The following is a 15,733-nucleotide window of genomic DNA, read 5'->3' as shown; positions in this document are numbered from 1 at the left end:
CCATCTCAAGCATGTGTAGGAAGATAGCCTAACGGTAGGTGGGAGAGATAATAAAGAGCCAACTCGTACGAATTGGCTCTTTTATTTATTTGCTATCTCCAATTGGCCCCTTATTTTCTCCGGAATGTCCTTTTCAGAAATAATGTCGTAGGAATAGACATACTTACCTTTCACATGAATTTTTAAGTAAGTTTTTCTTATAAAATCATTAGGAGTGTTCGTTCCTACTTTATATTCCTTCTCATTCCTTAATTCATCAACACCTTTTAGCGAGTACATAGCTCTTCCTTTATGATGGTAATCTGGAACGCCATATTCCTCCGCAATAGCGTATACATTTTTTTCTTCAGCAATCGGATTAAATCTGTCTAAATCTCCGCGTAATATGAAAGGTAGTAAGTATATAGGGAGGCCTATTCCTAGTATGCAAATTACAAATTTCTTCATGACGTTTCTCCTCTTGTTCGTTTATATGATTCAGTATAGAAAAAAATTCTTATAAATATAGAGGGAAATTCCTTAAGGTTTTCTTAATAAAGTTTAACCGTGTGAAAAAAGATTACCTTGAGCATTAAGCTTACGGAATGAATAGCTAAATAACCTGTTTTCTTTATTTTTTGATGGTAGGTTATTTGGTTTTATATTGGTATGAGTGAATTAAGAAATAAGTGGGATTTAGGAACTAGAATAAATTTATCTTACAGTAATAAGAGAATTATCTAAATAAATGATAGTGAGAACAATTAAAGAAAACATCTAGTGGGGTGCTTTTTTCTTTTGGAATAGAGAATCCCATGGGGCAGTTACATGTAATGCAGCGCTGTGCTTCTAGGTCATTGGAAAATCCAACGATAAAAAAAGAGGGGGAAGGCATTTTTTATTGAAGTTTGTTAATGATAGCTTTTTAACTTGTTAGGGGGGATCGTAAAATAGATTATTAATCTCTTTGATAATTTTTATTTTCCTTATAGCATTTGGCATACTGTATTAGAAATTTTTAATTTTGAAAGGAGAATCAATAATTATGGGTAAGAAAAAAAGAATAAGTAATAAGTTATTACTTGTCAGTGCAATTTGTACAATAACAATTCCCTCAGTCTCATATGCGGAGGAAGTAATTTCACCTGGGAATTTTACGAGTTCTTCAAGTTTGTATGAGGGACGGAATACGGAAGTATTGAAAACAAGCTTATATCCTGATACATATAATTATCTGTTTAACCACCAATTTATTTCGAAATTAAAGGAAGCAAACACAACTATAAAAAAAGTAGACAATAGTGATGATGAAAATCCTATTATATCTACTACTCTTTCATTTATTCGCCATATGAATAGTGAAGATTATAAATCTGCATTTGATTTAACCTCAAGGTCATTACAGAAAATAATATCCAAAGAATGGTTGAAGAGCTATTGGGAGGGACTGCCAGTTCAATTACAAGCAGGTTCTTTTATAGAAATTGGAGAGGTTACACAAAAAGAGACAAATCCTGTTCATACAAATGTGGAGATTCAATTAGTTTTTGAACAAATGACTGTACCTTTACTAATAAAACTAGATCCATCTGGAAAAATAGACGATTTTCAACTCAGCATGTCGTTTAGTCCTGTTGCAGAGCGTCCATCATATAGTAAGCCTGAATCATTTGTTGATAAAGAAGTAGTAGTTGGAAGTGGTGCCTTTCCATTACCAGGAACATTGTCTGTTCCAAAAGGAAAGGGTCCTTTCCCAGCGGTTATTCTTGTTCAAGGATCTGGAGCAACTGATCAGGATGAAACAGCGTTTGCTTTAAAACCATTTCGCGATTTAGCTGAAGGTCTTGCATCGAAGGGAATTGCTGTCCTTCGCTATAATAAACGAACATATGAACATGGGTTGAAAATACAATTCAGTCCCTTTTATACAGTTGATAAAGAGACAACAGATGATGCTCTTCTTGTAACTCAATTTCTTAAAAATGAGCCTCTAATAGATAAGAATCAAATTTATATTCTGGGCCATAGTCAAGGTGGAATGATGCTTCCGAAAATGATTGAAAAAGACCAAAATCAAAATATTGCTGGGGCAATTGTAATGGGAGGGCCAGCTCGTACGATCCAAGACGTTGTTTTAGATCAATTTGAGTACCTTTTTTCTATTGGAGCAATGAACCTAGAGGAATATAAATTCTACAAATCGCAATTTGAATTATTAAATGATCCCAATTTCTCTAGTCAGAATCCCCCAAAAGATTTTTACTTAGGATCAGCAGTATTTTGGGATTCTATCCGGAAAATTAAAGCAGCAGAAATGTCAAAAGAACAAAAGACACCGCTTCTTATTATTCAAGGAGAAAGAGACTATCAAGTTCAATCAAAAATCGAAATTCCTCTTTGGAAAGAACAATTAAAAGAACGAGATAACGTTGATTATCGACTATATCCAAAGTTAAATCATTTCTTTACAGAGGGTGATGGGGAAATAAGTAAGCCGGATGAATATTATAGTCCTGCTAATATACCTGAGTATGTTATAAATGATATTGCTGCTTGGGTGCAAGGAAGATCGCAATTAAATTAGCAACCATATGTTTTAATAAAGACTTTCTTTCTGTAATCAAAATAGAAACATTTTTATTAGGTTATATGTTTTTTAAAAGCACTCTTTGAAAAGGAGTGTTTTTATATTTTCCTTTGATTTAATTAACGAAAAAAATATCTTGTACTCCTTTTGTAACTATTTCTAAATAGAAATTTTCTATAAAATAAGGGGCTTGCCTTCCAAACAAATCGTTATTTGTAACACTTTTATTAAAGCAAAGTTCTCGTGACATCGCTTTGATATTCAAAAACATTAATAACCTATTGCATTAAGTTTTTTGAAAATTTAAGTTTAACATCTTTAAAATAGGTGTATTACATATTACATAACAACTAAATAAAAAATCTAAAGGAGGAAAGATACCATGCATAAGAATGAAAGAAAACCGGTGGTTCATGAATATCAAAATGAACAGGAAGTAGTTATGAAAGTAAAAGAGCTAGAATTGCAAGGGATTCGCCAAGATGACATTTATGTCTTAGCACATGAAAAACATCTAACAAAAAGGATTGCGGATGATACAAACACAAATACGATTGGAGTAAAAGAACAAGGATTGGGCACAAGTATTATCAACTTTTTCTCCAAAAAAGGGGACGAACTCCGAAATCAAATGGAAGAAATGGGGTTGTCGAAGGAGGAAGCTAACTTATATGAAGAAAAACTAGATCAAGGGAGAATTTTACTCCTAGTAACAGCTGAAACACCAATGGCGAGTGATAGGCAGCCGCAAAACTATCATTCCCTCTAATAGATTGCAACATCTGATAAATAGGTAAGGTAATGCTAATTTCCTATTTCAAGAAAAGATTGAAATAGACTATATTTTAGGCTGTAGCATGGAAGAAAATAAAAGTAGAGAAGGATGAGAAAAATGAAACATACAATATTTAAATATGCTGTGATTGGGATTACGACCGGAGTCATGGTCTCCCTATTAAAAAAAGAAAATCGGAAAGCTATACAAACAAAAGGAAAAAGCGTAAAAGACAAACTACAAGGAGGAAACATAAAGGAAACATTGGAGAAGGTAACTGAGACAAGTAAACAATTCTCTGTAACTGCAGCTAATGTTGCAAAACAAACATTACCACAACTGCTTACAGCCACACCAGTTGTCATTTCTACCATTAAAGATTTAACAGAAAACGAAAATAACAAAAAGAAAAAAGATGAAAAGGATTACGAAATAAATCAAAATAGTAAGGACATAGACGGGGAAAAAACGAAAAATGAAAAGAAATATATGAAAGAAGGGAAAGAAGAGAGTGCCTAGATTTAAGTCTAAAAAGAGAAAGTGAGGAAAAAAGTATGAAATCTCTGTATGCGATTGATATAGGAATTGGCTTTACCAAGCGGGCATATCGACAGGATGTAGATTCTGAGATGACGATCAAGAGTGAAGCTTCCACACTAGCCCCTGTACCTAATCATGCTGAAAGTGAAGATTTAACAAAGGTAAGTTTTATAGACTTAGACTTTGCATACTACATGGGAAATTTCTTTTTTAAAAGGCTAAGTGTAGAGAATTTAAAGATTTGCATGCGAAATAAACCCTATCGGGTTCCATTTTTTGAATTAGGCCGCTTTATTAAATCGTTGATTCAATCCCTCAGGACTGATGAGTACTTCTGTTGATGCTTCTAAACAGCTAGATAACTGAGTTAAAGAAGTCATAGCTACATTTTGGCTCAACCATACACATAAAGCTACTAAATCTTTTGCTTGGTACTTACTGGTTTCGTTGTACAAAGCCAACATCTCTAGCAAGATCCCGTAAGGTATTTGGAGATAAAAAACTTTGAATCTCTTGAGCAAATAGTTGTAATTCGTCATACACAGAAACAGACATAAAAAAAGCCATCCTTTCCTATGATTCTACAGAAAGAATAGCGTATTTTTTCATTCTAGGGGGCATTTCTTTTTATTATCTTGATAGCGATGTGGTGGTACCCCATTTATTATTTCCAAATCCATTTAGAATGTTCAATAAATGGGGGCAGATTATGTTGATATTCCGTATAAATAATATCATTACATTAATTTTCTTTCGGAAGTACAATTCCTTTATACAATTGAACTGTAATCAAATAGTAAATCGAGTAAATCACTACGAAAATAATAATTGGTAGCCAAATACGAAAGTACGGATCAGCCAAAAGAACGCTGAACATGTTCATACCAACTAATACGTGAACAATACCCACAATTGCTGGGACTAAAAATATAAAGAATAACTCCTTATAAATCGATTGTATTAATAACTCCCGGCGAACACCGATTTTACGAAGCATTTGATAACGTGTACTATCTTTGGATGCACCGGATAGAATTTTAAACATTAAGCAGCTTGCCATCATTGCTAAAAATGCAACTCCAACGAAAAAACCCATAAACATTAGTCCGCTGGCAAAATCATGACTCACAATATAGGCTTGATACTTACTATCCAATTCTTCCACTTTCACATTTTTATATTTTGATATCTGTAATTCATCAAGTTTTTTCCATTCTTTTATGTATGATCCAAAATCATCTGTTTTCCCCATAAACACAGTACTTTCTTTACCCTTCAACCCATCGTATATGTTTTGATCTACAATTTTCATTTCATAATCAGGATATAAATAATTTGGCTGGATCGTTCTGAAAGCCTGGATCCATTGTTTTGTGTCGGTCTCTCCTTTAACCCATTTTATTGAAAATGCACCAATGGGTAATCCCTCTGAAACTTTTTCTATTTTCATACCTTGCAAGAAAGGGCGATTTTTTTCTAAATCTTCTTTAAGATAATAAACATACCTATCATCAACTTTGTAATGATATTCAAGTTTTTCTTGAAATAAGATACCACCCAAAATTTTCTTTTCTTCCGCTGTTGGATTATGAATGACTGAATCGTAAATTCGCATTTGATCTGTCATTTTTAGGATGTTGTTTTTAAATGCCATACCACAAGCAATTCCACCAGCACCAAGAGCCACTAAGATTGCTACTGTTGCAAGCACATTTGTTAGACCATTAATGCGGAAATTTAATTGTGCAAAAGTAAAAGCATTGAGGCCTTTTTCACTACGTTTTTTATTACTCTTTAACTTGTTTATCATAACTGGGAGAAGTGATCCAAATATAAGGTAAGTACCAACGGTTGCTGTGATTAATCCAACGGCCATTAATCCCAAAACAATTAGCGAATTTGCATGAGAAATATAAATCAATGATGCATAACCAATACCCAATAAAATAATACCAAGGAATGCAACTACAACGGTCATTTTTCCTTTTACGGCGACACGTTCTGTTTGTGCATCTGCATGTACAAGTTGTAATACAGAAATACGCGATAATTTAATACTATTCATAATTGCTGATAATACAAATAGTGCAAAGAAGAAGGCACAAGTAATAGTCATAGATGGCAGATAAAATGCTTTATAACCTTCACCAGCAAACTCGAGTTGTTTCATTAATAACTGACCGATACCTTCTGCAAGTCCTACACCAATTGTAATTCCAATCAAAAGAGATGTGGCACCTAATATGATTGTTTCGATAAACATAAGTAAGGTAACTTTATGCTTTTTTGCTCCTAACATCATATACATACCAAATTCTTTTTGACGAAGAGCTGATAAGAAAGAGTTTGCATATAAAATATAGAAAAATGTGATAACTGCTAACAAAAAGGAACCAATTTTAAATACAGACACAATATCCCTAATAGAAGAGTTAGATTCAAGGAACGTTTTATTGGATGCTAGCGTTTGAAACATATAAAAAGTCGAAATAGAGACAATAAGACCAACAAGTAAAACAATATAATCTCGCAACTTACTTTTTAGGCCTGACATGGAAAGCTTAAATAACATGATTGAACTTCCTTCCTTACGCTTTTTGTGTGCCTAAGTTTGCAAGCACATCTAAAATTTCTTTATAGAACTCCTCACGTGTACCACCGCGATGAATTTCTTTATATAGCTCACCATCTTGGATGAATAAAATACGCTGACAGTAACTTGCACTATATGGATCATGCGTAACCATCATAATGGATACACCTTGTTCTTTATTTAAGTTTGTCATCGCATCCAGTAAACTTGTTGCATTTTTAGAATCAAGCGCTCCTGTTGGCTCGTCCCCTAAAATAATTGCYGGCTCATGCACTAACGCACGTGCTGCTGCTGAACGCTGCTTTTGTCCACCAGATACTTCAGATGGATACTTTTGAAGTATTGCTGAGATTCCTAACATATCAGCTACCTTTTCTACTTTCTGTCCAATATTTCGTGATGGRACACCTTGAAGTGAAAGTGGAAGTGCAATATTTTCGTAAATAGATAAATTCTCTAATAAGTTAAAGTCTTGGAAAATGAATCCTAATTTTTGCGAACGGAAATCAGAAAGCTCACCTTGCTTCATTTTCGTAATATCCGTTCCTGCAATTTCAACAACGCCGCCTGTCGCTTTATCTAACGTTGAAATTACATTTAATAATGTTGTTTTACCAGAACCAGATGGCCCCATAATACCGACAAACTCCCCCTCTTGAATTGAGAATGATACACCTTTTAACGCGTACGATTGATTCTCACCTTTTTTACCGTACAATTTTTGAATGTTTTTTACATCTACAACTGGTTTTATCATATATATCCTCCTATGTTTATTTTTTCATTTCTTTAAAATAAGCTGCTATTCATATTTGCTACTAACAAAATAGTCATGTTGCATCCACCTTTTCCATAAGGCTGTCACGATGTATCCAATTGAAAGCTGTAAAGAAAATTTTATTTTTAATTTCTCCACTCACCTCATTGCTTTGAATACATACATGATAAACTATGAAAATTAGGAAACACCCTGTAAAATCCTTAAGAATTCTTAAGTTTTATAAAAAAAAGCTTATGGAACCTGTAATTCCATAAGCCAATCTATTTGATTGGATGTTCAACAATAAAGGATATCCAACCTTCTTTATATTCTGCATGTATATTACCATGATGAAGTTCAACAATTCTTTTTGAGATAGCAAGTCCCAGTCCATTTCCTTGATCATTTTTTCTTGCCTTATCACCCCTGAAAAATCTTTCAAACAATTTATTAGGGTCGCTAACAGGCGGCTTCTCGACTTTATTTGATACTTTCAAAATTGCTTTGTTACCTATTAATTCAAGACATACGGATAATTCGGAAGGTTTCATGCTGTACTTTATCGCATTCATAAACAGATTTTCATATACACGTACCATTTTTTCTACATCCATGAAAATAGGTATTGTTTCTTCCGTTATTGATTTTTGAACGATTAAACTTTCCTTTTCAAATATAGGAATGTATTCTCCAACTATTTGCTCCAACAAACCTGATAAATCAACTTCATTAAAGTTTAACTTAGCATCTATGCCTGATAAACGAGTATATTCAAACAGCTCATCAATTAAATATTTCAGTCTCTGTGACTTTGAATAAGTGGTTTCAAGGTATTCCTGTAATTGTGTTTTACTGTTGTATTGCCCTCTTTTTAATAAATCTATATAGCCAATAATAGATGTTAACGGTGTGCGTAAGTCATGAGATACATTGGTTATAAGTTCATTTTTTGTACGTTCTAATCGTCTTTCTTGTTCAAATGTATTTTCCAATTCCTTGGACATATAGTTGATATTTTGAGCAAGTTGGGTCAATTCGTCCTTCCCCTTAATCCCAATTGTCAAACCCAGTTTTCCATTTGCAATATCATTTACATTATCCGAAATGAGCTTCAAATATACTATTTTCTTTCGAACCAATATCAAAAAAATTATTATAAAGTTAAAGATTGCGAACGCGAATAAGAACAACAATGCCAAATTGAATTCAAACATACCAAATTCTTCGTGTTTTACAAAAAATGGATCTATGACGTATGCCAAAATGAGGATTGTTAAACCAAATGAAATAAAAAAACTAACTGCAACAGCACCAAGAAGTTTTATAATGATCTTATTTCTAAAACTAACATTTTTCATATTTTATATCCAATTCCCCAAACAGTTTTAATATAAATAGGATGTTTAGAATCCTCTTCAATTTTGTCTCTTATTTTTGTAATATGCACCATGACGGTATTATCCGATTTATAAAAAGCATCTTTCCAAACTGCTTCATATATTTTTGCTACACTCAGGACAATCCCTTTGTTACGGGCAAGTAGTTCGAGTATATCAAACTCTTTTGGAGTTAGCCTTGTTTCCTTTCCCCTTACCCATACTTGACGTGTATCTGTATTCACGGCTAAATCACCAATTTCCAGGATACTTTTATTATGATCTATTGACGTATTGTATTTTTTAAACCTTCTTAATTGGGATTTTACCCTAGCGATTAATTCCAATGGGTTAAACGGTTTTGATAAATAATCGTCGGCACCAGAGGCTAGACCCTGAATTTTGTCTATATCCTCTGATTTTGCAGATAGCATAATGATAGGCATATTGCGGTCTTCCCTAATCTTCATGCAAGCTTCAATACCATCCATATCCGGCATCATAATATCTAAAATAATAAGATCAAACTCCTTTTCTTCTAACAGTTGTAAAGCTTCCATAGCATCTTCTGTCTTTTGAGTTTTCAGTCCTTCATTTTCCAAATAAACAGAGATAAGATTTCTAATCTCTTTATCATCATCAACAATAAGAATTTTTGACTCCATATGATTCCTCCACATTTTTTCTCGTATTGAACAACTAAAGACATAAGCAGGGGAAACATTTCTATCTTACTTTCTTCAAATTAATTCTTTCAATTATTTTGTCTCCAATAAACCTTGAATTTGGAAGGGCTGCAACAACTGATTTCTAGTTCATTATATACATAAAATAAGAAAGTTAACTATTTTCATACTTAACCCCTCACAGGTTTGAATTCATAATCATACACTAGCATCCAAATCTTAAGAAAAAGGGGGAAAAGTTCTTAAGAATTCTTAAGCTTTCTACAGCATTTTGTCATAAGAATATATGGTGAAAGGGAAATTAAGTTGTCTTAGTTTAAAAATGGCAGAAAGGATAATGAATTGAATGGATAAATGGGAATGTTTAAAGCAACAAATAAAAGAAAAGTATAAAAAGCATAATGTAGATAGGCCCTTTGTTCTTGCGATAGATGGATGGTTTAAGTGGTGCTGGGAAAACGACACTAGTACATCAACTAAAAAATATCTTAGATAATATAGTAATTATCCATATAGATGATCATCTTGTTGAGAAAGCTAAGAGGTATAATACAGGGCACGATGAATGGTTTGAATATTATCAGTTACAATGGGATACTAATTATCTAAAAGAACACTTATACGACAAATTGTATCAAAATAAAAAGTATCTATCTTTGCCATTTTACAACAAGGAAAAAGATACATTTACACAGAGAACGATAAAGATAACACCTAAAAGTATTGTAATCATTGAAGGCATTTTTCTTTTGAGGGAAGAATGGAAAACATTTTATGATTACGTAGTATTCTTAGATTGTCCTAGGGATATAAGATACGAGCGTGTACTTCATCGTGATACATACATAGGGGATTTGGAAGAGCGATTAAAGAAATACCAAAATAGATATTGAGTAGCAGAAGATTATTATTTAAAAAAGCAACAGCCTTTAGAATTTGCTCATTACGTTCAACAACTAGAGGGGGCTAATTAATAATTATTCGCTATTCTAAAGAATAAGCGTATTCAAATTTCATTATTTAATGCTTACAAAAAGAGCACTAAAAATCAGTGCTCTTTTTTATATTTAATTGGGGGTCTCATCGCATGTCTATCAAGCTAATATTTTGAAGTATCCCAAAACGAAAATTTTATATTACTACAACAGTTATTTATGAGAATTTAGGTCGTTTTTTCGTTTTGGGGAATAATGAATTTCTTAGCTTGATAGCGATGTGGTAATACCCCAATAGGGAGAATATTGTATTAGGGGGAGGAATTTGACGTGTGTTATTTATGAGAGGCTCATTGTACATATACATGTGTACAATGATTGGGACATTCATATTTCTAGAAAACTTGAAAAAATGTCTTGATAAAATGGTAAAGTGGCAACCGTTTGCTAGTATGCCAGAACAGTTCGTCTGTATTAAAGAAATGATACAGGAGCAAACAAAAGTCCCGCTTCCAATTTTAACGCAAGATGCAAAAGAAAGGATTGAAAATAAGCTGTTAATTTCATATTTAGGTGAAGAAGAGGTTTTACTTACATATTATAAAGAGGGCTATCTATATAAAAATTACATAACAGTAGTTAATATTAATCCAATAAATGAGACGATTATATGTACTGATGCATTTCATAATAAACAAATTTTTAAGTTTGTTGATGTAATTGAAGTGAATTAGAGGGGGAGAAATAAAAATAATTATCTCTTCCTAACTTAATTATATCATGTAAATCAAGTTCAAAATAGACTGTTTATTCTCATTTACTACTGCTACAATCAAGAACATATGCACAGTAAGGAGAGATGTTAAATGAGTTCTTTCGTTCTCGATTTTCAGGAAATAGAAAAAACGCAGCTTTCGCTCGTTGGCGGAAAAGGATTGAATTTAGGGGCATTATCAAACATTCAAGGTATACAAGTGCCAGAAGGTTTTTGTGTTACAACGGTAGGGTATGAAAAGGCCATCGAGCAAAATGACGAGCTTCAAACTTTGTTGCAGCAGCTAACAAAGTTGAAAATGGAAGAGCGAGCCCAAATTGGTGGGATTAGTAAGAAGATTAGAGAAGTCATTATGGCAGTAGAAATCCCTTCTGAAGTAGTGGAAGCGGTAGCTCATTATCTCTCACGTTTTGGAAATGAACATGCGTATGCCGTACGTTCTAGTGCTACGGCTGAAGATTTACCATATGCCTCGTTTGCTGGTCAACAAGATACGTATTTAAATATTATCGGAGAAGAAGCGATTTTGCAGCATGTAAGAAAGTGCTGGGCTTCTTTATTTACAGAGCGAGCAGTTATGTACCGCATGCAAAATGATTTTGAACATAATCAAGTTTCTATATGTGTTGTCGTTCAAAAAATGGTTTTCCCTGAGGCTTCGGGAATTTTATTTACTGCTGATCCGGTTACTTCTAACCGAAAGGTAGTATCAATTGATGCCAGTTTTGGACTTGGTGAGGCGTTAGTATCAGGACTGGTCTCTGCCGATAATTATAAAGTAAAAGAAGGCGAAATTACTGGAAAGATGATAGCAACTAAAAAATTAGCTATTTATGCTTTAAAAGAGGGCGGAACGGAGACAGGGCAGATTGATCCGGCTCAGCAAAAAATTCAAACATTGTCGGAACAACAAATTTTACAACTAGCACAGATCGGAAGACAGATTGAAGCTTATTTTGGTTGTCCGCAAGATATTGAATGGTGTTTAGTGGATGATACATTTTATATTGTCCAAAGTCGCCCAATCACGACTTTATATCCAATACCAGAAGTAAATGATGGGGAAAATCATGTGTATGTATCGGTTGGTCACCAGCAAATGATGACCGATCCCTTGAAGCCATTAGGAATGTCTTTATTTCAGTTAACATCTTTTGGACAGAGGTTTCAAGCTGGAGGAAGGTTGTTTGTTGATGTTGCACAAAGATTGGCTTCGCCTACTAGTAGAGAACTTTTATTAAATATGATAGGGAATTCGGAACCGCTTATTAAAGATGCATTAACGACTGTAGTCGAGCGAGATGATTTTATTACATTGTTACCAGATGATGAAAAAGAAAAGAGTGTTGGTAAAAGTGGACCACCTGCAAGTTCACAACCAAAAATCGAAAACAATCCAGCGATCGTTACGGATTTAATAAAGATGAATCAAGCATCAATCGAAGAGTTAAAACGAAACATGCAAACGAAATCAGGGGTGGATGTACTTGATTTTATTTTGGAAGATATGCAGCAATTAAAGAAAATATTATTCCATCCGCAAAGTATGGCTGTCATTATGGCAGGTATGGATGCTTCAACATGGATCAATGAAAAAATGGAGCAATGGCTAGGCGAAAAGAATGCAGCAGACACGCTTTCTCAATCAGTACAAAACAATATTACGTCTGAAATGGGGCTAGCATTACTCGATGTTGCTGATGTGATTCGGCCATATCCAGAAGTTATTGCGTATTTACAACATGTAGAAAATGATAACTTTTTAGATGAATTCGTTCAATTTAAAGGCGGAGAAAAAGCTCGAGATGCCATTCTAACTTTTCTAAATAAATACGGAATGAGATGCAGCGGAGAAATCGACATTACGAAAACGCGCTGGAGTGAAAAGCCAACAACCATTATCCCAATGATTTTAAATAATATAAGAGACTTTGAAGCTGGCGCTAGTAAACGGAAGTTTGAAGAAGGGTTGCAAGAAGCTTTGCAAAAAGAAGAAGAGTTAGTAGATCGATTGCAGCATTTGCCGGATGGTAAACAAAAAGTAGAAGAGACGAAGCGAATGATTCGTAACATCCGGAATTTTATCGGTTATCGTGAATATCCAAAATACGGTATGATTAATCGCTATTTCATATATAAGCAGGCAATATTGAAAGAAGCCGAGCAACTCGTGCAAAATAAAGTTATTGATGAAGTAGAAGATATATACTATCTAACTTTTGAAGAACTTCACGAAGTTGTCCTTACGAATAAACTAGATTACGAGCTTATTCATAAACAAAAAAATGATTACAAATTATATGAAAAACTAACGCCTCCACGTGTAATGACGTCTGATGGAGAAATCATTACAGGTAAATATAAACGAGAAAATCTTCCGGCTGACGCGATTGTAGGTTTGCCTGTTTCTTCAGGAGTGATTGAGGGGAGAGCACGCGTTATTTTAAATATGGAAGATGCGAATTTAGAAGATGGAGATATATTAGTTACTGCCTTTACTGACCCTGGATGGACACCATTGTTTGTGTCTATAAAAGGGTTAGTCACCGAAGTTGGCGGACTTATGACGCACGGAGCAGTTATTGCACGTGAATACGGATTACCAGCAGTTGTCGGAGTAGAGAATGCTACGAAACGAATAAAAGACGGACAGCGAATTCGGGTACATGGAACAGAAGGGTATATTGAAGTGTTGTAATGAAATAAAAGATCATCCGCTATTATAGTGGATGATCTTTTATTATATAGCGGACTTATTTCTTTAAACCAGCTGCATAAAAAGGTCCATGAACTGCGATTGTTGATAAAATACGAGCAATCTCCTCAGGGGTTTCTTTTTGTCCATTATTTAACCATTGTTGAATGACACCTATATGAGCAGATGCCATATAAGAAGCTAAGTATTGGCTTGGGACAAGTAAATTCTCCTTATTAATGAGAGGACCATTCGTATCTTCAAATAGTGTTTTCCACATAAAGTCTTTCAGTTTCGTTTGGAAAGATAAATCTCCTTTTGGGCTTAGTACAGCTTTCATAAAATCACTATTTTCATTTAGAAATTCAAGAATAGAAGCGATAAGTATAAATGGCATTGTTGGGGAAGGGCTTGATCCAAGATCAGCAATAACTTCCGGTAATCTCTGTTTAGCAATACTAGAAAATTCATACATAATTTCTTCTTGGCATTTTGTCATTAAATCAAATTTATCTTGGTAATGTGTATAAAATGTACCACGATTTATGTTTGCTTTCGTAGTAATATCTTTCACTGTTATGGCGTCAAAACCTTTTTCCTCAATTAATTCCACTAATGCATTTCGTATGGCAGTTTTCGTACGAATAACACGTAAATCTAAATTACTATCGCGCAAAGTATGTCCCTCCTTAATTTTAGCCAACACATTTCAAGGATGTGTCTTATAACCGACACATTCACGATTTTTGATTATTGTATAAGGTTCAACTCGAACATATAATTCAAATATAAATAAACAACACGTTGTTGGTTATTATAAATCAAATTAAAGGAGGAGAAAAGAAAATGTTTAAAAACAAACTTTTATTGTTATCTCCAGTTATTGCACTACTTGTTGTTTTTATTTTTTCATTAACATTATTTCCAACCGTTCAACCTAAGCCGAAAAACTTACCAATCGCAATTGTAAATGAGGATCAAGGAGTAGAAATTCCGAATCAACCGAAGATGAATATGGGGCAAACGATTGTTGATAATATGAAAAAGACATCAAAATCAGAGGAAGAACCTGCGGTAAAGTGGGTAGAAGTGCAGAATAAAGAAGCAGTTCAAAAAGGCTTAAATAATCAAGAATATTATGCAGCATTAGTTATTCCGAAAGACTTTAGCACAAAACAAGCATCATTACGAACACCACAGCCATCTTCGCCAAAGGTAGAAATATTCATCAATCAAGGAATGAATACAGCAGCATCAACTATGGCAGGACAAATGTTAAATGGGGTAGTTGATAATATGAACAATACTGTTCGTACACAACTATTAGAAGGATTGAAAGCAAAAGGAGCTACATTAACAGCAGACCAAGTTTCAAATGTAGTAACACCTATTACGAAGAAAGTGACAAATGTGAATGAAATCGGCAAAAATAGTGCGAACGGTAACTCGCCAATGTCTTTATTCCAGCCGTTATGGATTGCAAGTTTAGCGAGCGCAGCAATTATCTTTATTGCGATAAGTAAAACGCAAGTGGGTACAAGAAAAGAGAACTTCGTATTGAAACTAAAACAAATAGTAACAGGAGCAATTGCTACACTTGTAATTGGATTTGGTCTTACATGGATTGCGGATGGAATGGTAGGATTAAATATCCCGAATTTCACGGATACGGCTTTATTCTTATCCATTACTTCTTTTTGTTTCTTCTTAATGATTTCTGCGGTGCTTTCATTAGTTGGACTAAAGGGTATAGGTATATTCGCTCTATTACTTTTCTTTGGGGCACCGCTATTAGCATTAGCGCCAGAAATGATGTCACCATTTTATCAAGATTGGGTGTACGCATGGTTGCCAATGCGATTTATGATTGAAGGGCTTAGAGAAATATTCTTCTTTGGAAAAGGGTTAAGCTGGAGTACACCCCTTACTGTGCTCGTTTGGATTGGCGTAGTAAGTATGGTTATCATACTTGGAACAGCTTTAAAGCGTAGTGTAGGAAAGGAACATAAAACGGAAGTAAATGCTTAAAAAT

14 protein-coding genes and 2 pseudogenes are annotated in these 15,733 nt (G+C 34.0%); 8 read left to right on the top strand and 8 right to left on the bottom strand.

All coding sequences use genetic code 11. The annotated features are described in order from the left end of the window. Positions 1-81 precede the first annotated feature (81 nt). Positions 82-447 carry a YxeA family protein gene (locus AC1DS7_RS13405; protein WP_002013629.1) on the bottom strand — a complete coding sequence of 122 codons (366 nt, stop codon included), beginning with the start codon at positions 445-447 and terminating at the stop codon, positions 82-84. Between the two features lie 577 nt (positions 448-1,024). On the opposite strand from AC1DS7_RS13405, the gene AC1DS7_RS13400 reads away from it, so the two are divergent. Further along, positions 1,025-2,563: an alpha/beta hydrolase gene (locus AC1DS7_RS13400; RefSeq protein ID WP_215588317.1), complete on the top strand. Its 1,539-nt coding sequence runs from the start codon at positions 1,025-1,027 to the stop codon at positions 2,561-2,563. 118 nt (positions 2,564-2,681) lie between these two features. On the opposite strand, the gene AC1DS7_RS13395 is transcribed toward AC1DS7_RS13400, so the two are convergent. After that, entirely contained in the window at positions 2,682-2,837 is a 156-nt protein-coding gene (locus AC1DS7_RS13395; protein ID WP_002142383.1) for a hypothetical protein, read from the bottom strand. A 111-nt stretch (positions 2,838-2,948) separates the two neighbouring features. Here AC1DS7_RS13395 and AC1DS7_RS13390 point away from each other — a divergent pair, with 111 nt between their 5' ends. The 3 genes and pseudogenes from AC1DS7_RS13390 to AC1DS7_RS13380 all read left to right on the top strand — a co-directional run. Beyond that, positions 2,949-3,335 (top strand): YflT domain-containing protein, encoded by a 387-nt coding sequence (locus AC1DS7_RS13390; RefSeq protein ID WP_044441740.1) that lies wholly within the window; start codon positions 2,949-2,951, stop codon positions 3,333-3,335. 123 nt (positions 3,336-3,458) lie between these two features. Beyond that, positions 3,459-3,860: a peptidase U61 gene (locus AC1DS7_RS13385; RefSeq protein ID WP_215588316.1), complete on the top strand. Its 402-nt coding sequence runs from the start codon at positions 3,459-3,461 to the stop codon at positions 3,858-3,860. Between the two features lie 35 nt (positions 3,861-3,895). Next, positions 3,896-4,084: pseudogene (locus tag AC1DS7_RS13380) on the top strand (ParM/StbA family protein); the annotation flags it as partial. A gap of 81 nt (positions 4,085-4,165) precedes the next feature. On the opposite strand, the pseudogene AC1DS7_RS13375 reads toward AC1DS7_RS13380, so the two are convergent. The 5 genes and pseudogenes from AC1DS7_RS13375 to AC1DS7_RS13355 all read right to left on the bottom strand — a co-directional run. Continuing rightward, positions 4,166-4,436, bottom strand: a pseudogene (locus AC1DS7_RS13375) (IS4 family transposase); the annotation flags it as partial. Positions 4,437-4,623: 187 nt separating this feature from the next. Continuing rightward, positions 4,624-6,453, bottom strand: coding sequence for an FtsX-like permease family protein (locus AC1DS7_RS13370; protein ID WP_215588315.1), 1,830 nt, complete (start codon positions 6,451-6,453; stop codon positions 4,624-4,626). A 16-nt stretch (positions 6,454-6,469) separates the two neighbouring features. Beyond that, positions 6,470-7,231, bottom strand: a complete 762-nt coding sequence (locus AC1DS7_RS13365; protein ID WP_215588314.1) for an ABC transporter ATP-binding protein — start codon at positions 7,229-7,231, stop codon at positions 6,470-6,472. A 284-nt stretch (positions 7,232-7,515) separates the two neighbouring features. Then, a complete protein-coding gene (locus tag AC1DS7_RS13360; protein WP_201031346.1) occupies positions 7,516-8,592 on the bottom strand; it encodes a HAMP domain-containing sensor histidine kinase in 1,077 nt (358 codons plus the stop codon). Further along, entirely contained in the window at positions 8,589-9,275 is a 687-nt protein-coding gene (locus tag AC1DS7_RS13355) for a response regulator transcription factor (protein WP_201034025.1), read from the bottom strand. Before AC1DS7_RS13355 ends, AC1DS7_RS13360 begins: the two co-directional genes overlap by 4 nt. A 452-nt stretch (positions 9,276-9,727) precedes the next feature. Here AC1DS7_RS13355 and AC1DS7_RS13350 point away from each other — a divergent pair, with 452 nt between their 5' ends. The 3 genes from AC1DS7_RS13350 (at position 9,728) to ppsA (ending at position 13,704) form a co-directional block, all read left to right on the top strand. Then, entirely contained in the window at positions 9,728-10,189 is a 462-nt protein-coding gene (locus tag AC1DS7_RS13350; protein WP_252188806.1) for an AAA family ATPase, read from the top strand. A gap of 467 nt (positions 10,190-10,656) precedes the next feature. Further along, positions 10,657-10,965 (top strand): YolD-like family protein, encoded by a 309-nt coding sequence (locus tag AC1DS7_RS13345; RefSeq protein WP_215589110.1) that lies wholly within the window; start codon positions 10,657-10,659, stop codon positions 10,963-10,965. Positions 10,966-11,097: 132 nt separating this feature from the next. Further along, positions 11,098-13,704 (top strand): phosphoenolpyruvate synthase, encoded by a 2,607-nt coding sequence (gene ppsA / locus AC1DS7_RS13340; protein WP_215588313.1) that lies wholly within the window; start codon positions 11,098-11,100, stop codon positions 13,702-13,704. Positions 13,705-13,759: 55 nt separating this feature from the next. On the opposite strand, the gene AC1DS7_RS13335 is transcribed toward ppsA, so the two are convergent. Further along, complete coding sequence (locus AC1DS7_RS13335) at positions 13,760-14,377, bottom strand: TetR/AcrR family transcriptional regulator (RefSeq protein WP_002084688.1); 618 nt, start codon at positions 14,375-14,377, stop codon at positions 13,760-13,762. A 170-nt stretch (positions 14,378-14,547) separates the two neighbouring features. Here AC1DS7_RS13335 and AC1DS7_RS13330 point away from each other — a divergent pair, with 170 nt between their 5' ends. After that, complete coding sequence (locus AC1DS7_RS13330; protein WP_215588312.1) at positions 14,548-15,729, top strand: YhgE/Pip domain-containing protein; 1,182 nt, start codon at positions 14,548-14,550, stop codon at positions 15,727-15,729. The last annotated feature ends 4 nt before the right edge of the window (positions 15,730-15,733 follow it).

The sequence above is a fragment of the Bacillus sp. P4_E1 genome (assembly GCF_056401715.1).
Note: the sequence above shows the minus strand (reverse complement) of the source record. Positions and strands in the feature narration are given on the sequence as shown.

What these genes read in the sequence shown, in the direction of transcription:
- AC1DS7_RS13400 (WP_215588317.1), top strand. Translation starts at nt 1,025, where the DNA reads ATGGGTAAGAAAAAAAGAATAAGTAATAAGTTATTACTTGTCAGTGCA.
- AC1DS7_RS13405 (WP_002013629.1), bottom strand. Translation starts at nt 447, where the DNA reads ATGAAGAAATTTGTAATTTGCATACTAGGAATAGGCCTCCCTATATAC.
- AC1DS7_RS13390 (WP_044441740.1), top strand. Translation starts at nt 2,949, where the DNA reads ATGCATAAGAATGAAAGAAAACCGGTGGTTCATGAATATCAAAATGAA.
- AC1DS7_RS13350 (WP_252188806.1), top strand. Translation starts at nt 9,728, where the DNA reads ATGGATGGTTTAAGTGGTGCTGGGAAAACGACACTAGTACATCAACTA.
- AC1DS7_RS13370 (WP_215588315.1), bottom strand. Translation starts at nt 6,453, where the DNA reads ATGTTATTTAAGCTTTCCATGTCAGGCCTAAAAAGTAAGTTGCGAGAT.
- AC1DS7_RS13385 (WP_215588316.1), top strand. Translation starts at nt 3,459, where the DNA reads ATGAAACATACAATATTTAAATATGCTGTGATTGGGATTACGACCGGA.
- AC1DS7_RS13395 (WP_002142383.1), bottom strand. Translation starts at nt 2,837, where the DNA reads ATGTTTTTGAATATCAAAGCGATGTCACGAGAACTTTGCTTTAATAAA.
- AC1DS7_RS13330 (WP_215588312.1), top strand. Translation starts at nt 14,548, where the DNA reads ATGTTTAAAAACAAACTTTTATTGTTATCTCCAGTTATTGCACTACTT.
- AC1DS7_RS13345 (WP_215589110.1), top strand. Translation starts at nt 10,657, where the DNA reads ATGGTAAAGTGGCAACCGTTTGCTAGTATGCCAGAACAGTTCGTCTGT.
- AC1DS7_RS13360 (WP_201031346.1), bottom strand. Translation starts at nt 8,592, where the DNA reads ATGAAAAATGTTAGTTTTAGAAATAAGATCATTATAAAACTTCTTGGT.
- ppsA (WP_215588313.1), top strand. Translation starts at nt 11,098, where the DNA reads ATGAGTTCTTTCGTTCTCGATTTTCAGGAAATAGAAAAAACGCAGCTT.
- AC1DS7_RS13355 (WP_201034025.1), bottom strand. Translation starts at nt 9,275, where the DNA reads ATGGAGTCAAAAATTCTTATTGTTGATGATGATAAAGAGATTAGAAAT.